Below are 18859 nucleotides of genomic sequence, written 5' to 3'. Positions count from 1 at the left end.
CTTTCAAAACTTCCTTTAAGTTTTTTTTGAACATATTTCATAATGATTATGTGTAAATAAGCTACTTGCTATTATATTTGTTAAAAAAAGGAGTAAATTTTTTAAAATTCCTATTAAAAAATTTACTCCTTTCATTTTTTTGCCTTTAGAAATGTATAGGTACATTGTAGAAACATCAACCCAATATGTTGATTTATAAAAGCACTTACTTTATTTACAAATTTATTATAAGGTATATTAATAAAAAAAAGATACTTTTTTATTATTTTTAATAAGAATTTATTAAAAATAAATAATTATATCTTTTTTTATAAAAACTAAATACAGTCCAATTATGAGAAAAATATTTTTAAATATAATAAAAACTGCAATTAATAATATCAAATATAAATCTTTTGAATATCATATAATTAATGTTATTGACTGAGAGAAATAATATTATTGATAAATTAACAGAAATTGAAGAAAAAATAAAGAATTTAGAAAATTACATTACTTTTCTTAAATGCATAAAAGACTGAATCCTATATAAATGAATACAACAATAAAAGAATATAAAAAAATAAATTAAATTATTAATTTATTCTCCTTAGTTTTTAAGTATTCTTACTTATTTTTGTTTCGTTTTTCAACGTATAATATGTTACTAATAATAGATTAATTTTAAATAAAAAGATTCTAATATTTTTATTTAATTATTCAAATTTTGTTCCTATTTTTATTGCTGAATTAGGATCATAAAAAGTAGAAGCTTTAACCATATTTTTTCCTTGTCTTTGTAACTCTAAAATTTTTAAATAGCCATTTCCTGTATTTACTACAATACCTTCTTTGTCTATTAAAATAACTTCACCATTTAAAAATATTTTATCAATTGTTACTAAATTTTCTTCATTCTTAATAACTCTAGCCTTTTTAATTTTTATTCTTTCCCTATTGAAGAAAGTAAAAGCTATTGGTTTTGGACTTAAAGCTCTTATAAAATTATTAATTTCATTTGCAGATTTATTTCAATTTATTTTTTCTTCTTCATTTTTTAAATTATATGCAAAAGTAACTTTACTTTCATCTTGTTTTTGTCCAACTATTTTACCATCAAATATATCCATTAATTTTTCTTTAATCATTTTTTTACCAAGAACTGCCATTTTTGCAAATAAAGTAGCTGAATCGTCAGTTTCATCAATATCTATTTCTTCTTGATAATAAACTTCTCCAGCATCCATTTTTTTAACCATTTTCATTAGAGAAATACCAGTCTTTTTTTCTCCATTCATAATTGCAAATTGAATTGGGCTTCCTCCACGATATTTTGGCAAAATGCTTGCATGAGTGTTTATACAATTTTTAAATAATTTTAAAATTGAATCACTAATAATTTGTCCATACGCACAAGTTAACATGAAATCAGGTTTTAAAATTTTCAGTTCTTCTTCAATATCAGATATTTTATAAGGCTGAAATAATTTATATTTTTTTATTAAACAATACTCTTTAACCTCTGAAAATTTTATTTCTTTTTTCCTTCCAACTTGCTTATCTGGTTGAGTAATTACACCAACAATTTCTACATTTAGTTTTTCTAAAGCCTTTAAAATTTCAACAGAGATTTGAGGCGTTCCACAAAATACTACTTTATACATTTTTTTCTTCCTCCAATAGTCTATTAATATCTTTAATAAAGTCAGGATTATATTGTTTTACAATATCTACAACTCTTTGTAGCACTACAATCATAGCTAGAGTATCCCTATCACAATATTTAAGCATATCTTCTTTTAAAATAATTTCATATTCTTGTTGATCGATTACATTATCTAAAAATTGCCTAAAAGTTTGACTTGCTTTATCTCCTTTATTTATTTTTAAGTCTTTATAACTCAATGAGTGATCTAGAGCTGGTTGAGTTTTTTTAATTGAATATGAACCTCTAAAATTAGGATGATAAATAATTCAATTATTTTTTGCTTTCTTAAAAAATTCCATCAAATCTATCGTATTATTGTAAATAAATTCTAAAGGTGCTGAAAACTCGGGATAAGAATAGATCAAATTTTTTATAACACTTCTCTCAAATGATTTATTATAAGCAACATATATTCCAGGGCCGTAAGCAAAACAATTCTTTACAAAATTAAATAAAAATTCTGGTCTTGGATCCTCTTGTTTATTTGCAATAAAATTTAAATGCTCCATTGTATTTTTAGGATCATTAAAATCATAATCTGGATTATTTATTACATGAATAGAGTATTGAAAAGGTATTTGTTCATAAGATCATGAATTATCATATTTAGGAACAGCTCATTTAACTGTTTCAAAATCATACATATAAACGGGATATTTATAATAATCTTTTAATAAATTAATCAATGTATCATAAGAGTTTTCCTTAATAATTTCTGCAGGGGAAAGTGATCCATTTTTTAAATAACTTTTAACATTCTGTAAAATTCTTAATTCATCTTGACCAAATAAAAGCTTATTCTTGTCAAAGAATAATTCATCTTTAAAATTAGAAATATTTTCAATGTAAACATTATCTGATTTTCTAGAATGAATAATTGCTGCCTTTGGTTTAAAACTTGTTAATTCATATAAATTAAATTTTTCTTTATCATAGTAAGGAACAACATGATGACAGATTGCTTTTTTCATTTTATAAGATTTTTTGGCATATTCAAAAGCCACTTTTTCACATTCTTTACTAAAAATATTTTCTGAGTTTTGAAAATACTTTGAAATTTCTAAGATTTTTTCATCGAAATCAAAACCGTTTTCTTCCATACCAATTATCATTTCATTAATACCTACATCTTTTTTAGAAGTTTCCAATTTTGTTGTGATTCTTATTAATTGTTTATAATTTAAATCTGACTCATCACTTTTTGGAATAAATAAATTATTTAAAAATGGTTTTATATCTTTTTCAAAATCCAGTTTTCTTCAAATTATAGAGAAATTTGATCTATTTTCATCTATGCCAATTCCTCTTACATAATTTTTATTTATTAAACCAATTTTTACATCATCAATGATATATCCATTTTTTTCAAGAACTTTTTTTTGATACATTACATCAAAAAAATGAACTGCTTTAGAAGTAGTTGAAGCTTTGAATTCTACTATTGTAACATGTCTATTTCCATGATTAATAAGAATATCACATCTTACTTTTAACATTTCATTCATATACTCAAATGAAGGTTCAAATAAATATTTAATCTTATTGTCTCTTAATGCTTCTTTAGTTTCTTCAATACTTTCCTGATAACTTTTTTCTTGAAAGTCTAAATATTCATAATTAGTTTTATTTTTTATATTTTCTTTATAAAGTTCTTCTATAAAATATTCTCTTGCAGCCTCTCCAACAGCATTACCATCAACAATAGTTTCTGCTGGAAGTCCAGAAATTTCAAAACCATTTATATCTTCCATTTGCTTTATAAGTATTTCTTTTTGAGCAAGTTCTGATTTTGTTAATTCATTATCACTTTTTTCCAAAAGATCTGAATATAAATCAATAGCATTAAAACCAGACGAGGTATCTCAATCTTCTTCATTATCAAGTGATACTTTATAATGAGTTTCTATTATTTTTTTATTTTTTAATTCAATTACATGTTTAAAATTATTAATACTATGAAAAATTCAAGCAATTTTGGGACACTCGTTCATATATCTTTTAAAGTCTTCTTTTGAGACTTTTATATTATTTGCCATATTTTCACCTCTTTTAAAGAAAAAAACATATTAAAAATATGTTATTTATTTCTTCTTGGTATGAATTTAACTGCTGTTGCTTTGATTGCTTTATCCATTTGAAGATTAGCATCCTTATTTTCTTTTTGATTTTTCTTCTCTTCTTTAATATTTTTCATTTCTTCTTTAATTTGAATCTTATGTTCAATAGCCTTTTCTTTTTCTTCTTTTTTTAGTACAACTTTTTCTTGTTTTGTAAGTTTTACTTTTTTTTCAGCTATAGCTATTCTTCGTTTTGTATTTTCAAGATCTATTTCACCATTTACTTGTCATGCAGTCACATAATTATTTTTTCCAGATTTTGTAGTTATACCTTCTACTTCATATGCATTAGTAGAGATTAATTTATTTGTTTTTGGTTCATACATTTGAACTACAACGTCAAACACATCTCTATATTTATATTCTGGTCCTTTTCTTGCATAAACCTTTTCATATTCAACTTTAATATTTTTAATATTTTGAGTTTTTGCAAGATAATTTTTAATTTCTTCTTTAACAACTTTTTTTCTTTTTTGTTGCTCAACTTTTTGTGCTTTTTTACTTGTTATTGATGAAACAATAACAAATACTAAAACAACTAGTACCACAACTCCAATAACTATTGTACTTATACTACTACTTAATAACATGCAAAACTCCTCTTTCTTCAAACAATATTAATTTTAACTTATTTTTTACTAATTATTTAAAAATTTTACCAATAACTCCACCACCAAGACATAATTCATTTAAATAAAGAACAGCTTGTTGTCCTTCTGTTACAGCTCTTACTGGTTCTTTATAAGTTATTAATATTTTATCTTCTTTTAATACTTCTACTTCAACTTTTATATCTCTTTGTCTATATCTAAATTTAGCAGTGCATTCAAATTTATCCTCTTTAAAATAATTCTTATAATTTGATATAAAATTAAAATTTTCAATTATGCAACTTTTAGATTCTAAATAACTTTCATCGCTTAAAGGTGCTACATACAGTATTTTATTTTCTATGTCTTTTTCAGCTACATAGTATGGTTCTTTTTGACCACCCAGATTTAAACCTTTTCTTTGGCCTATTGTATAATACATTACACCAATATGTTCTGATATTTTCTTATTCGTTTTTATATCAAGAATATCTCCAGGTTGATTTGGAATATAATTTTGTAAAAATTTTGTAAAATTTCTTTCACCAATAAAACAAATTCCTGTAGAGTCTTTTTTTTCAGCTGTAATTAATTTATACTTTTTAGCTATTTCTCTTATTTGACTTTTTTCATAAGTTTGTAAAGGAAATAAAGTTTTAGAAAGTTGATTTTGATTTAATTCAGACAAAAAATAGCTTTGATCTTTATTTTCATCAATACCTCTTATTAGTTCAAATTCTTTTGTTTCTTCATTTAATCTAACTCCTGCATAATGACCCATTGCTATATAATTTGCATTTAATTCATTAATTGCATAATCTAAGAATTTATCAAATTTAATATATTTATTACATAAAATATCAGGATTTGGTGTTCTGCCTTTTTTATATTCTTTAACAAAATATTCAAAAACAGAGTCTCAATATTCTTTAATAAAATCTATTCTATGAATTTTTATTTTTAACTTTTCTGCTACTTTTTTAGCATCTAAATAATCTTGTTCCTGAGGGCAAATATTTCCTTGTAAATTATTTCCAAGAATATCATTATTCAGATTACTATCTCAATTTCTCATAAATAGTCCTTCGACTTCATAACCTTGTTCTAATAATATAGCTGCAGTAACAGAAGAATCTACTCCTCCACTAAGACCAACAATAACCTTTTGCTTTTTCATAATTTTCGCCTTATTTCTTCATTTTCTTGTTTTCTTTTTTTGCTAATTTTGCTAACTTTTTAACATCATTAGAATTGTCATATCAATTTTCAAAAGAGTCAAAATCAATAGAAGTATTTAGTGAAGAAGATTTTTTATTCCTTTTTGCATTTCTTTGTAAGCTTTCCAATAACTCTGTTGTTTCTCCAGTTTCATCAAAGAATATTTCTTTTATTTTTTTCTTTTCTAATTCTAGATTTCTTATAGCTTTTTCAAGATCATCTATAGTATTTGCTAAAGTATAATCCAAATTATTTACTACAGGAATTGAGTAATTATTATTTTCTTTTTTAATGAATGTTTTAAGTTCTTCTGTATTCATTTCATTATATAAAGTTTTTTTATTAATTTGATTCATTAATGATTTATCATTATTTTGCTTATGACTCTTATCATTAAATTTTACTGTAATATTTTTTTCCATATTAATGTTTTTTTCTTTATTCTCCAATTCTTTATTTTGATTTTTTTCTTTTGCATTAATTAGATTTTTATCATTACTTTTTATTTCTTTGACTTTCTCAAAAGTTTTTACATAGTTGCTATTAAATCTAGGCTCATTAGTTTTTTGAGATCCTATTTTAATTACTGGTTCTAAAACTGATTTGTTAAAACCTTTTTTTTCAAATTTTTCCTTAGAATCTGAACTTGAGTTTAAATTTGAGTTTGTTGAACTTTGATTTTTTAATTGCTTTAAAATTTTTGATACTTCAAATTCATTTTTATTTTCTGAATTTTTTAATAATTGTTTATTAATAGAAAATATTTGTTTTTCAAGATTATTTATTTTTGCTTCAAGAGAGTTATTCACTATTTTTGAATCTATATATTTAAAATTATTTTCCTTTTTAGCAAGATTATAATTTTTAAAATTATTATGGGGTTTTAAATCTACATTAAGTTTATTAAGTAAAAATTCCTTATCCTTTTGCTCTTTTTCATAGCTTAATATTCTCATATTTATAATTTCTTTTCTTATATTTGAATTTTTGGGTTTAATCATTTTATCAACTAAATTAATTGATTCAAATGTTTTATTTTCAATATCACTTTTATTAAAATTTAAGTTAGTTTGATTATTTGGAGTAAAGAAATGAGAATTAGCATTTTGAACTAGATCAATTTTTGAGGTTTTATTTTCTTTAAATGAGATTGTTTTATCAAAGTCTAAAGATATAGATTCATTTGAGTTTTCTTCATATCAAATACCCTTAGAAGGAAAATCTAATGTAGTTTCTTCAATTTCATCTTGTAAACTTTTTTTAATTTTTAAAACTTTAATTTTTTCAGACATAGAAACCCCCACTAATTGATTATACAATAATTAATTTAAATCAAAATAAATACTTTTGACAAAAAAATAACCCTAAGGTTATTCTTCTAAATTATTTGTAACTTTAAAATCAGTTGACTTTAAAATACTTTCTATTTTTTGTTTTTCATTTTTATCAAGTTCTTTTGGAATAACTATATTTACTTCTAATAATAAATTACCTCTATGTGATGATTTAATACCTTTGTACAGACCATGATTTTTGACATTAATAATTTCACCGTTCTTAATTCCTTTTGGTATTTTTATACTAATATCTCCATCTAATGTTTTAATTGAAATTTCATTTGCTAGAAGAGCATCTAAATAACTTATATCAAATTTAAATTTAATATCAAAGTCATTAACTATAGTAACATTTTTTGAAGCTTTTAAATGAACGTCTGCATATAAATGACCACGTTCTCCTCCTTCAACAGAATAATTACCAGCATTTCTTAAAACAATTTGTTGATCTGGTGTTAAACCTTTTGGTATTGGCATTGTAACTTTTTCTTTTTTTATTACAGTTCCTTCACCTCTACAACTCTTACATGGATTTTTATTTTCTTTTCCATGTCCTTTACATTTTGGGCAAGGTTGTTGAGTTTGAAATTTAGCAATACCCATATCCTGTAATATTGTAACTACTCCATGACCATTACATACTTCACAATCTACTATATCAGATTTGTTTTTTGCTCCCACTCCATCACAATCGTCACATTTAGAGATTAAATCTAAGGTGATTTCTTTATCTACTCCAAACAATAACTCTTTAAGTGATAGACTAACATTTATTACAATATCTTTACCTCTTGATGATCGTTTTCTAGAAGAATTTCCCCCTCTTCCTCCAAAAAAATTAGAGAAAATATCTGAGAAAAAGTCGCTTGCTCCCCCCATATTTGAGAAAAAGTCTCCAAATCCTCCACCATTAAAACCACCAAAACCAGAACCCATACCACTTAAACCTTCATGACCAAATTGATCATATGCTTGACGTTTATTTGCATCTAATAGTACTTCAGCTGCTTCAGTAGCTTCTTTAAATTTTTCTTCAGCGTTTGGTTCTTTGCAAATATCGGGGTGGTATTTTTTAGCTAATTTACGATAGGCTTTTTTTATTTCATCTTCTGATGCTGATTTTGCAATACCTAAGATTTCATAATAATCTTTTTTAGCCATAACGTACCTCATTTCTATCTTTAAAAAACAACTATTAACAGTTGTTTTTTAAAATTATTTAGATTCTTTATCTTTGTTTTCTTCTATTGAATCTTCTTTTTTAGGTTCAGATTGCGCTTGTTGTGCTTGTTGTGCTGCCATCTCTGAAGCCATTTTCATTGCTTGTTCTAATTCATTCATTTTCTTCTCTAAAGTTTCATAATCTTCTTTAGCAATTAGTTCACGAATTTCTTTTGCCATGTCTTCTGATTGTTTTTTTTGTTCTTCATTCATTGAAGCACCTGCTTCAGTAGTTGAAGATTCAATAATATTTAAGTAACTTTCAGCTTTATTTTTTAGTTCTATATTTTTGCGTTTTTTATTATCTGCTTCTTGATTTTCTTCAGCTTCTTTTACCATTTTTTCAATTTCTGCATCTGATAAGCTTCCTGAATTTGAAATTGTAATAGTTTTTTCTTCGTTAGTTGCTTTATCTTTTGCAGTAACAGACACAATTCCATTAACGTCAATTTTAAAAGTAACTTCAATTTGTGGTGTTCCTTTAGGAGCTGGTTTAATTCCTGTTAATTGAAATTGTCCTAATGATTTATTATCAGCTGCCATTGGTCTTTCACCTTGTAAAACATTAATATCAACTGCTGGTTGATTATCAACTGCTGTTGAGAAAATTTGAGATTTTTCTGTTGGAATTGTTGTATTTCTTTGAATTAATGGTGTCATAACTCCACCCATTGTTTCAATACCTAAAGTTAATGGTGTAACATCTAATAATAAAACATCTGTTACATCTCCTGCTAAAACTCCACCTTGAATTGCTGCACCCATAGCAACAACTTCATCTGGATTAATAGTTCTATTTGGTTCTTTTCCTAATAATGATTTAACTAATTCTTGAACGGCTGGAATTCTAGTTGATCCTCCAACTAAAAGAACTTGATCAATTTCAGTTGCTTTTAATTTTGCTTCTTTTAAAGCATCTTCAACTGGTTTTCTTGTTCTTTCAACTAAGTCTTTAGACATTTTTTCAAATTCAGCTCTTGATAACTTAGTTGAGAAGTTAACAGGTCCATTTTGATTCATTGCAATAAATGGTAAATTAATTTCAGTTTCAACTTGACTTGATAAATTTATTTTTGCTTTTTCAGCTTCTTCTTTAAATCTTTGTAAAGCCATTTTATCTTTAGATAGATCTATATTGTGCTCTTTTTTAATTTCTGCACTTATTCAGTCCATAATTTTTTGGTCAAAATCATCTCCACCTAATTCATTATCTCCTGATGTTGCTAATACATCATAAGTTCCATCAGCTAATTCTAGTAATGAAACGTCAAATGTTCCTCCACCCAAATCATAAACTAAAACTTTCATTTCTTTATCTTGTTTATCAATTCCATATGCTAATGCTGCTGCTGTAGGTTCATTAATAATTCTTTCCACTTCTAAACCAGCAATTTTACCAGCATCTTTTGTAGCTTTTCTTTGAGCATCGTTAAAATAAGCAGGAACAGTAATTACAGCTTTTGTAATTTTTGATCCTATTTTATCTTCAGCGTATTTTTTTAAATATCTTAAAATTTCAGCAGAAATTTGTTCAGGAGTATAATCTTTTCCCTCTAAATTTCTTTTTTTAGTTGTTCCCATATCTCTTTTTATTGATATTGCAGTATTTGGATTAGTAACTGATTGTCTTTTAGCAGCCCCTCCAACAATAATATCGCTATTTTTAAAAGCAACAACAGATGGTGTAGTTCTTTGTCCTTCTGGATTTTCAAGAACCATTGGTTGACCACCCTCCATAATAGCTACACATGAGTTTGTAGTTCCTAAATCTATTCCTATAATTCTTTCTTTTGCCATAATTTTCTCTCCTTTTTTTATTTTGTTTTAATTATTCTGCTACTTTAACAGCAGCATGTTTTATAACTCTATCATGTAATTTATATCCATTTGAAACAACAGTTACAATTTTTCCTGTTTCAAATTCTTCTGATTTTATTTGTTCAATTGCTGAATGCAATTCTGGATTAAAATCATCTCCTGATTTTACATTAATCATTGAAACACCAGCATTTGTTAAACCTTGATCTATTTGATTAATGATCATTTCAAATCCCATTAAATAATTTTTAATTTCAGGATTATCTGGAGTTGATTTTAAAACTCCTCTAAACATATCAATAGCTGGTATTAACTCTGAAGCTAATTTTTCTCCACCATATTTTCTAACTAAAATACTTTCATTTTGAAATCTTCTAACTGTATTTTGATTATCAGCAATTGCTATTAATTTTGCTTCTTTTAATTGTTCAATTTCTTCATTTAAAGCAACAAATTCTAATTCCAATTTTTCGATTGCAGAAAGTTCTTCTTCTTTTTCTTCTTTACTTTCTTTTGTATGTTTTGATTTTATTTTAAGTTCTTTTTTAACATTTTCAAATAAATTCAAAATTTCTTTTTGCTTTTGTTTTTCCATTATTATTCTCCTTCCAATAAAAATTTTTCTTCAATTTTATTGCTGATTCATTCTAAAAGTTTTGATACCTTATCGTATTCAATTCTTTTAGGACCAACTAGTGCCAACGCACCTTTTCCCCCACCTTTAGTGGGGAAGTTAGTACCAATAACAGCTATATCATCATTTTCATTGCCTGTTTCTAAACCTATAGCTACAACAGGTTTATTTGTTTTGCTTTGATAATTAAATCAAGCAAAAGGAGAAGCATTTTCAATAAATTCAATAATATTTTTAATTTTGTTTGGATCATTAAACTCTGGATTTTCCAATAAATATTTAACTCCCCTTGTTTTTGATTTATTAGAGTCTGTATGAATCAAAGCACCTACTAATGTTTGTAAAATAAATTCATATTTTTTAACTTGTTGTTTCAATACAGGTATAATTGCTTGTGATTTCGTTTGAATTTCAGATATTTTTGAATTAATTAATCTTTCATTAAATAAATCAATTGATAACTTTAATTCTTCTAATGAAACTGATTCTAAATTTATTGTTTTATTTTGAATTGTTCCATTAGAAATAATAAAGATTACTATAGCAGTTTTAGAAGAAATGGGTACAAGTTCAACTTTTGACAATAGCAACTCATCATTTTGTTCAGAGGTTGCCACAACAGTTGCTAACTTTGTCATTTCACTTAGAATTAATGAAGTTTGTTCTAAAATTTCATCAATTGTTGATCCTCTTTTTTTAAAAATTTCATCAATTTGTAGTTTAATATCATCAATATTATTTGATTCCATTAAATTATCAACATAATATCTATAACCTTTTGTTGATGGAACTCTTCCTGAAGAAGTATGAGCTTTTTCCAAAAATCCCTTTTCTTCCAAAAATGCTGATTCATTTCTAATTGTTGCAGAAGAAACTTCAATTGTTAACACCTCTTGAATTCTTTTAGATCCAACTGGCAAAGCCATTTTAATATACTCTTCAATAATTGATTTTAATATCAATTCTTGACGTTCTGTTAACACTTAAAAACACCTCCATAACAATACATATCTAGTTTATCAATAGCACTCTTAATAATCAAGTGCTAATTTAATTTATTTGAAGTTGTTATAATAAACTTTCCTTCATTTACATCAATTACATAATTTCTTTTTTCTTCAATTTCTCCACCAACAATTGCTCTTGCAATTAAAGTTTCTATATTTCTTTCAATATATCTCTTAATTGGTCGCGCACCATAAAGTTGATCATATCCTTCATCTAAAATTTTTTGAATTGTTTGTTCTGTAAAATTTAAAATATATTCATGAGTTAAAAAAACTCTTTCTTTTAACTCATCAAGTGTTTTTAAAATTATTTCTTTAACTACTTCTTTTGATAATGGATTAAAGTTTACAATATTGTCAATTCTATTTAAGAATTCAGGTCTGAAAAATTGCTTTAATTTCTCGTTTAAAACATCTTGATCAATTAATTCTGAAGGAGTAGAAATTAAATAATCAGAACCAATATTTGAAGTCATAATAATAATTGTATTTTTAAAGTCTATTGTTTTTCCAAGTGAATCAGTAACTCTACCATCATCTAAAATTTGTAAAAATATATTAAATACATCAGGATGAGCTTTTTCTACTTCATCAAATAGTAATATTGAATAAGGTGCTCTTCTAACTGCTTCAGTTAATTTACCTCCTTCTTCATATCCCACATATCCTGGAGGAGATCCTAGTAATTTAGAAACTGAATGTTTTTCCATGTATTCAGACATATCAAAACGCAACATTTTCTTTTCACTTCCAAATAAATTTCTTGCAAGTGATTTTGCAACTTCAGTTTTACCAACTCCTGTTGGACCTAAAAATAAGAAACTACCAATTGGTTTATTTGGATCTTTAATACCACTTCTGCTTCTAATAATTGCATCAGATACTAATTCAATTGCTTGATTTTGACCTTTAACCATTTTCTTTAATTGTGTATTCAATCCTAAAAGCTTTTGTTTTTCGCTCTCTATTAAATTTTCCATTTCAATTCCAGTTCATCTAGATACAATTGATGCAATTTCACTTTCATTTACCTCTTCTGAAATTAATTTTTCTTTATTAGTATCTAAAGCAGCTTCTAACTGTTTTTCTAAAGCTGGAAGTAAAGAATATTGTATTTCTCCAGCTCTTTGATAATTTGCTTCACTTTGCGCTTGTTCTAATTCAATTTTTAAAGAATCTATTGTTGACCTAAATTGATTAATTTTCTCTAAAGATTTTTTTTCAGCATTTCATTTATCATTGAATTCTGTTTGCTTTTCTTTTAATAAACTTAATTCTTTTTGTGCTTGTTCTAATCTTTCATGAGATTTTTCATCTTTTTCTTTTGAAAGAGCAGCTTTTTCAATTTCTAATTGCATAACTTTTCTATCAATTTGATATAACTCTGTAGGAACTGATGCAAGTTCTGTTTTTATTGTCGCACTTGCTTCATCAACTAAGTCAATTGCTTTATCAGGTAAAAATCTATCTGAAATATATCTATCACTCAATTGTGCAGCAGCAACTAATGCATTATCATGAATTCTAACTCCATGATAAGTTTCAAATCTTTCCTTTAAACCTCTTAAAATTGATATAGTCTCTTCAATTGTTGGTTCTCTAACAATAACTTTTTGAAATCTTCTTTCAAGAGCTGCATCTTTTTCAATATATTCTCTATATTCTTTTAAAGTTGTAGCTCCAATAACTTTAATTCCACCTCTAGCAAGGGAAGGTTTTAACAAGTTAGAAACGTCCATTCCCCCACCATTTCCAGTTTTTCCTGCTCCAACTATCAAATGAAGTTCATCAATAAATAAAATTACTTGACCTTCTTGCTTTTGAATTGCATTTACAATGCCTTTAATTCTTGCCTCATAATCTCCTAAAAAACTTGCACCTGCCATAACACTTCCCATATCAAGTTCAAGAATTTTTTTATCTTTCAATACACTAGGAACATCTCCTTTATTTATTCGTTGAGCTAAACCTTCAGCTATAGCTGTCTTACCAACTCCAGGTTCACCTATAAGAACTGGATTATTTTTTGTTTTTCTACTTAAAATTCTAATTACTCTCATAATTTCATCATCTCTACCAATGATTGGATCTATTTTTCCTTCTTTTGCATCCTTAGTTAAATCTCTTGTATATTTACTTAATATTTCTGGATCATTTAAAGGATCTGGTTTTTGTGTAAAATCCATAAAATTTCCTCCTTTTTTTATTAGCACTCTATAACCTTATTTGCTAATCAATAATATAATACATTTTGTTTTAGCAATGTCAATATTAAAGTGCTAATTTAATAAAAAAATATAATAAAAACTACACCTTTTTAATAGTGTAGAATTTCTTTTCTATGTTTTAGAGAATAATATTTTTTTATTAATTCATTTTATTTCTAGATAAATTTTCTTCAACAAATATACAAAATAATTGCATAAATGTTGAATATGATAATTTGGCTTTTTCTTTTAAATTTAACTTTGAGCTATTTTTAATAAGTTGTGCTTGTAAAAGCATCATATTTATTGGTAAATACTTAAATAAATCTATTTCAATTTTTGTTCTTAATTTAAGAAAATCCTCTATATTATTAGATTTCAAAACTAAATTTAAAATTTCTTTTTGATTTTCATTTAATAATATAAAGAAATCTTCTTCAGATTCATTAAAATCATACATTAGAAGTAAAAGTTTATAGTTTATTTCTGTTTCTTTCTTTTTTGATTTTATTTTTAAAGTTTGATTAGGGCTCAATTTTAATCAAATATTTGAGTTATATCTTAACTGAGCTAAAAAAACCTGTTTTAAAATAAATATTTTTTGAAGTAATTTGAAACCATTTCCATTTTTAAACTTACTAGAAAAAAACATTGTTGTTCAATAAGATATTTTTTCTGTTAATTTTCATAAAACAAAATTTGTTTTAAAATCAGATTCAAGCTCTTTTACTAAATCTTTAAAACAGTTTTTTTTAATTGCTTTAGAAAATAGTAAGTCATATTTCTGTTCAATTTTTATTTGAGGTTGATTTAAAAAATTATAAATTATATCTTTAAAGTTCACTATCTCCTTTTCATTTACAATTTTTGAGAAAACTAGATTATTCTCATCTTTATTAATTATTTCTTTAAGCATAAATTCTCCTCCATAATAATTAATCGTTTTTTTTTTTTTTTTAATAAAAAAAAAAAAAAAAACTAAAAATTTAGTCTTTTTGAAAGATTTAAGTTAATAAATGCTCTATATCCTTTTTTTATTGCATCATCATAAGTTGCTTGAACACATATATCTAATGCAAGTCCACAAATTTCTAATTCGCTTATATTATTTTTCTTTAGTCATTGATCAAGTTCAGATTCTAACTCAATATTTCTATCTACATCCTTGGCAATATAAAATGCTGATAAGCTATCATATTTTAGTTCAGTACCTTTTTTAATAAACAAGTCAACTTCTGAATCATCTACATAAAATTCTGTTCCCTTTGAATTAACAAGACAATGTTCTCCTCACTTAGAAAAAGAAACATGATTTTGTGGGTGAAAATCTCCTGAAAAAATTACTAAATCATTATTCTTTTTATATTCTTTAATTCTTTTTTCAATATTTTTTTTAATATCTTCTCCTTCTGGAACATATAATTTTCCTTTGGGATCTGCAAAATCATATTGATAATCTACTACTATTAAAGCTTTTTTCATATTATAAAAAATCTATTAATATCTCATTCAAGATATTAAATCCCCTTTCTGTACACTTTACTCTATTATTAGATATTTCTAATAAATTACTATTAATTTTTTCTGTAATTTTTTGTTCATAAAATTTATAAACTTCTTTATTAATATCTAATGTTAAATCTATTCCTTCAACTAACCTTAATCCCATCATGATTACTTGAAAATAATAATCTTCTTTTGTTAAAAGTTCAAATTGTTTTTCATAATTCAGAATATTTCCTTCATTTTTAGTTAAATAATATTTCTCATCTTTTTGTTCAAAACCAGTTGCTCCAATTCCAACACCTGCAAAAATAGAATTATTTCAATAAGTCATATTATGAAAAGATTTATTTTTTTGTTTTAAAGCATAATTAGATATTTCATATCTAATATAGCCTAACTTTTCTAATCCTTTATTTACTATTTCATCAAATAATTCATCATTTTCTGGAACTTTCATTTTTTTTCTACCTCAAACTGAGTTTTCTTTCATTATTAATGAATATCAAGAAATATGATCTGGTTTCAATTTATCAATATAATCTAAATCAGTGTAAATATTTTTTCTTGTTTGATCATATAAGTTATACATTAAATCAATACTTACATTTTTAAAGCCTACTTTTCTTATTAATTTATATGCTTCAATTGCAATTGAGTTATCATGAATTCTTCCAATTTTTTTCAATAATTCATTATCAAAAGTCTGAACTCCCATACTAACTCTATTTATATTATATTTTTTATAAATCTCTAACTTTTCTTCAGTTACTGATTCAGGATTCAACTCTATTGAATATTCAAAATTTTCTTTATTAGTGTATTTTGATAAAATTACACACATTCTAATAGTTTGCTCACTATTTAAACAGCTTGGAGTTCCACCACCAATATAAATACTTTGAATATCATCTAATCTATTTTCATAGGAATTTAATTCCTCTTGAATTCTGTCAAGATACTTTTCAATAATTTTTGGATCTTGGGGTTTTTTAACTTTAACAAAATCACAATAAAAACAAATATGTTCACAAAAAGGAATGTGAACATATAAACTATTAATTTTTCTATCCATTGGCTACTGTTCCTCATGGTTTAAGTGAAAGACCTCTTTTTTTTCTAATAATTAATCAAGGAATAACAATTAAAAATAATATGATTGCCAATGTTGTAAAGAAAATAATCATACATATTTTATTTGCTCTTTTTCTAATCTCTTTAATTTCTTGCTGAGGAATTATTTCATAACCATAATAACCTATAATATTATTTTTTCTAGTTCTTGTTGTAACAATATTTAAGATATGAATTATTAAAGTCACAAATAAGACTATTATATTAGTTTGAATTTCTGAATTTAATGGTTTTAATTGTCCAATTTTTCAAAATAGAAAATAAAAAGAAGTATTTCCTGTTTCAACTTGACTTTGAAGCCCATACATAATACCAAGAGAAATGGCTCCAAAAATGTATATACAAAATGCAATTCAATTTAAATATACTGTTCTTGATATTAAACTTCTATAGTTTCTTGTTATAAAATAAGGAACTGATTCTTTTCCATAATATAAATCTCTTTCATATTTTTTGACATTTGAATAAATAAATCCAAAATCTGTAAGACTTATAGCAAAAAAACCTAATGAAAATATTAATAATGTAATTGAGAAAAATGGATACATTACTTGATCACGTTTAACTCCCATATAAGTTCCATCATTTCCTGCTTTATAAAAAATAGATAGCATTATTGATGAAGTAATTATTCCAACTACACCAATTAAAAATATTAAAAAGATTCTTAATTTTTCACTTCTTACTTCTTTTCCAATTTCTTTTGGCATCATTCTTGCTGATTTGTATCTTTGAGTATAAGTGCTTTTATCATATGGATTATAATTGTTTGAACTTACTGGTGCATAATCTATTTCTGGATTATAACCATATGGAGAATTTTGATTATAAAATTGATTGTTATTTGAAAAATCATTATAACCATAATACATATTATTATTAGGTACATTATAATTTTCATATAAAGGTCTATTATTATAATTTTCATTTCTTTGAATACTGTTCATATTATTATTTGGAGAATAAACCATTCTATTATATTGATTTTCATCTCTAAAGTTTCCATAATCGATTCTTGCATTATTATCAAAATCTAAATATTCTTGTTTTAAACTATTATTATATTGATTTGGGTAATTATTGTAATTGTTCATTGGTTGATATTGCTGGGGTTTTTGATACATCTGTTGATTTTGATATTGCATTTGATTATTTTGCAAATATTGGTTATTGACTAATTCAGGTCTATTTCTACCATTATTTTCACTTCTACTATACTGAGGAATATTTTGTGCTTGTTCATGATAGCTATTTTCAAAGTTTCTTTGTCTTGGTCTTATATAACCTTCATTTTTTGATTCAATCAGATTTTTTTGATACATTGCTGTTTCATTTTGATAAATTGGATTTTGATGAGGATTTTGATTAAAATCAAAATTTCCAACATTTTGTTGGTGATCGTTTTGATTTAAATTATCTTTTTTAAAAGGATTAAATAATCCACTCATAAAAAAAGCCCCCTTTTTTATAAGCTTAAAATGTATTATTTTTTTCTTTCTCTTTGAATTTTTTTGATTTTAGCAATCTCTAATTCAAAATAATTTCTTTGTTCTTCAAATTTTTCAAGTCTTTTGAATTCATCACCTGAAACTTCTTCCTTTTCAAAATAGAATTTTCTATTTTTTTGAAAAAGAATTAACAAATAAATTCCTAACGCAACTGCAGCAATGATAGTAAAAATAATCAAAACAACAGTTAAAGAAAGTTCAAAATCTAATACTTTAAAAAGTGTTCTACTGAATAATAATGTTTTCATAAAAATCACCTTTAATTTTAGCCCAACTGTAAATTACCCTATCTACAATTATAATTATAATAACATAATATTTAATAAAAAAAATCTAAATTTTAATCTAGATTTTCTTATTTTTTAATCTCAACTCGCTACTAAAGCTTCAATAATATCATTTTTTCATTCTTCAACATCAAGATCATTTACAAAGAAATCTATAAATTCATCTTTTAATGTAATAATTAAATTCATTGCAAAATCATTAATATCAATATCTAATTCCTTTAATTTAGCCAATAATTCCTCAGGTAATTCTGGACTAAATGCTATTGATTGAACACAGTCTTCAGCAAATAATTCAGCATCAGATTCTTCTTGCAAAGATGCCATTAATGCAGAGTAAATTTCTTCCTCTCCAATTTCTGATTCTTTAACTACTTTTGCTATTTCTTCTAATGATTTTCCATCTAATTTTAAAGCCTCATAGTTTTTATCAATTTCTTCTCCAAATAAAACTATTGCAAAATATAAGCTTATATTTGCTACAAATTCTTCAAACATTTTATCTGCTATTTCTTCTGGTAAATTATCAATAAATTCACTTATTTTATTTGCTTGTACTTCTGTCATTATTATTTCTCCTTATTTACTTAA

Annotated in this window: 16 protein-coding genes; all 16 read right to left on the bottom strand. The window is 24.8% G+C overall.

Translation table 4 applies throughout. From position 1 onward, the window contains the following. Positions 1–695: 695 nt before the first annotated feature. Positions 696–1643: a methionyl-tRNA formyltransferase gene (gene fmt, locus SFLOR_RS01955; protein WP_100916417.1), complete on the bottom strand. Its 948-nt coding sequence runs from the start codon at positions 1641–1643 to the stop codon at positions 696–698. Continuing rightward, a complete protein-coding gene (locus tag SFLOR_RS01950; RefSeq protein ID WP_100916416.1) occupies positions 1636–3723 on the bottom strand; it encodes a DUF2779 domain-containing protein in 2088 nt (695 codons plus the stop codon). The genes fmt and SFLOR_RS01950 overlap by 8 nt, the downstream gene beginning before the upstream one ends. Positions 3724–3764: 41 nt before the next feature. Further along, positions 3765–4394, bottom strand: a complete 630-nt coding sequence (locus SFLOR_RS01945; protein WP_100916415.1) for a hypothetical protein — start codon at positions 4392–4394, stop codon at positions 3765–3767. 52 nt (positions 4395–4446) lie between these two features. Further along, a complete protein-coding gene (gene mnmA / locus SFLOR_RS01940; RefSeq protein ID WP_100916414.1) occupies positions 4447–5571 on the bottom strand; it encodes a tRNA 2-thiouridine(34) synthase MnmA in 1125 nt (374 codons plus the stop codon). 10 nt (positions 5572–5581) lie between these two features. Then, positions 5582–6904, bottom strand: coding sequence for a hypothetical protein (locus tag SFLOR_RS01935; RefSeq protein WP_100916413.1), 1323 nt, complete (start codon positions 6902–6904; stop codon positions 5582–5584). 78 nt (positions 6905–6982) lie between these two features. Then, a complete protein-coding gene (gene dnaJ / locus SFLOR_RS01930) occupies positions 6983–8110 on the bottom strand; it encodes a molecular chaperone DnaJ (RefSeq protein WP_100916412.1) in 1128 nt (375 codons plus the stop codon). A 54-nt stretch (positions 8111–8164) separates the two neighbouring features. Next, positions 8165–9967, bottom strand: a complete 1803-nt coding sequence (gene dnaK, locus SFLOR_RS01925) for a molecular chaperone DnaK (RefSeq protein WP_100916411.1) — start codon at positions 9965–9967, stop codon at positions 8165–8167. 31 nt (positions 9968–9998) lie between these two features. Further along, positions 9999–10583, bottom strand: a complete 585-nt coding sequence (locus tag SFLOR_RS01920) for a nucleotide exchange factor GrpE (RefSeq protein WP_100916410.1) — start codon at positions 10581–10583, stop codon at positions 9999–10001. A gap of 2 nt (positions 10584–10585) precedes the next feature. Then, a complete protein-coding gene (gene hrcA, locus SFLOR_RS01915) occupies positions 10586–11605 on the bottom strand; it encodes a heat-inducible transcriptional repressor HrcA (protein ID WP_100916409.1) in 1020 nt (339 codons plus the stop codon). 62 nt (positions 11606–11667) lie between these two features. Continuing rightward, positions 11668–13815, bottom strand: coding sequence for an ATP-dependent Clp protease ATP-binding subunit (locus SFLOR_RS01910; protein WP_100916408.1), 2148 nt, complete (start codon positions 13813–13815; stop codon positions 11668–11670). Between the two features lie 181 nt (positions 13816–13996). Further along, complete coding sequence (locus SFLOR_RS01905; protein WP_100916407.1) at positions 13997–14752, bottom strand: hypothetical protein; 756 nt, start codon at positions 14750–14752, stop codon at positions 13997–13999. Positions 14753–14814: 62 nt separating this feature from the next. Beyond that, positions 14815–15318 (bottom strand): isochorismatase family protein, encoded by a 504-nt coding sequence (locus SFLOR_RS01900; protein ID WP_100916406.1) that lies wholly within the window; start codon positions 15316–15318, stop codon positions 14815–14817. Position 15319: 1 nt separating this feature from the next. Then, the gene (hemW, locus tag SFLOR_RS01895; protein ID WP_100916405.1) at positions 15320–16414 is read right to left on the bottom strand and encodes a radical SAM family heme chaperone HemW; all 1095 of its coding nucleotides are present in this window, start codon (positions 16412–16414) and stop codon (positions 15320–15322) included. Beyond that, a complete protein-coding gene (locus tag SFLOR_RS01890) occupies positions 16407–17921 on the bottom strand; it encodes an MSC_0882 family membrane protein (RefSeq protein ID WP_100916404.1) in 1515 nt (504 codons plus the stop codon). The genes hemW and SFLOR_RS01890 overlap by 8 nt, the downstream gene beginning before the upstream one ends. A gap of 35 nt (positions 17922–17956) precedes the next feature. Beyond that, a complete protein-coding gene (locus SFLOR_RS01885; RefSeq protein WP_100916403.1) occupies positions 17957–18229 on the bottom strand; it encodes a TIGR04561 family membrane protein in 273 nt (90 codons plus the stop codon). Between the two features lie 114 nt (positions 18230–18343). Beyond that, positions 18344–18835, bottom strand: coding sequence for a hypothetical protein (locus tag SFLOR_RS01880; RefSeq protein ID WP_100916402.1), 492 nt, complete (start codon positions 18833–18835; stop codon positions 18344–18346). Between the last annotated feature and the right edge of the window lie 24 nt (positions 18836–18859).

This window comes from Spiroplasma floricola 23-6 (assembly GCF_002813555.1).
Taxonomy (GTDB): domain Bacteria; phylum Bacillota_I; class Bacilli_A; order Mycoplasmatales; family Mycoplasmataceae; genus Spiroplasma_A; species Spiroplasma_A floricola.
This window is presented reverse-complemented; position numbering and strand designations above follow the sequence as displayed.